2 protein-coding genes are annotated in these 709 nt (G+C 63.5%); both read right to left on the bottom strand.

All coding sequences use genetic code 11. From position 1 onward, the window contains the following. Window positions 1-6: 6 nt before the first annotated feature. The gene (locus CXQ94_RS23740; protein WP_104092582.1) at window positions 7-192 is read right to left on the bottom strand and encodes a Trm112 family protein; all 186 of its coding nucleotides are present in this window, start codon (window positions 190-192) and stop codon (window positions 7-9) included. A 45-nt stretch (window positions 193-237) separates the two neighbouring features. Next, a partial coding sequence (locus CXQ94_RS23735; protein ID WP_219817115.1) for a tetraacyldisaccharide 4'-kinase occupies window positions 238-709 on the bottom strand: 472 nt, incomplete at its 5' end.

The raw sequence follows: 709 nt of genomic DNA, 5'->3' as shown, positions 1-709 counted from the left end.
CAGTGCTCATTTGTCGAGGCGCTCATCCACGTCCAGCGTACGGGCCTCGCTCTCGAGCATCACCGTGATGCCATCGCGCACGGGAAACGCCAGGGCGTCGGCCTTGCAGATCAGTTCCGACTTGTCATCGGTCAGCTTCAGCGGCCCCTTGCATAGTGGGCAGGCCAGTATGTCGAGCAGTTTGGTATCCATGCGCAGTCCTTGGAAGCGTTCGACTGCGATGGCAGTGCGAGCGGCTTAAGAGTGATCGGGCAGCAATCGCGCCAACTGGCCGTCGAACCAGGTGACGAAAGCCGCAGAAGGTACGGCGTGCACCTGAAGATATGACCAACCCGGCGGTGCGAATGCCCGGCATTTCACCGCATCCTTCTCGGTCATCACCAACGGCAGGGCGGGGCTGAATTCCAGCTGCTCCTGGCTGTAGGCGGCGTGATCGGCGAAGGGGTGCGGAATAGGACGACAGTGTAGCGTTTCGAGCGTGGTGAAGAAACGCTGCGGGTTGCCGATGCCAGCCACCGCGTGCAGCCGCTGGCCGGCGGGAAAGTGATCGAGAGGCCAGCGCTCGCCGGAGCACAGTTCGACCAGCGCGACCGGCTTGAGGCTGAACGCATAGCCGTCGGCGGTATCCGAATCGGTGCCGTTGACCAGCACAGCATCCACGCTATTCAGGCGTTCGGCCGGCTCGCGCAAGGGGCCAGCCGGCAGGCAG

Origin of the sequence: Arthrobacter sp. GMC3 (assembly GCF_002929305.1) — a bacterium.
Lineage (GTDB): Bacteria > Actinomycetota > Actinomycetes > Actinomycetales > Micrococcaceae > Specibacter.
This window is presented reverse-complemented; position numbering and strand designations above follow the sequence as displayed.

What these genes read in the sequence shown, in the direction of transcription:
- CXQ94_RS23740 (WP_104092582.1), bottom strand. Translation starts at nt 192, where the DNA reads ATGGATACCAAACTGCTCGACATACTGGCCTGCCCACTATGCAAGGGG.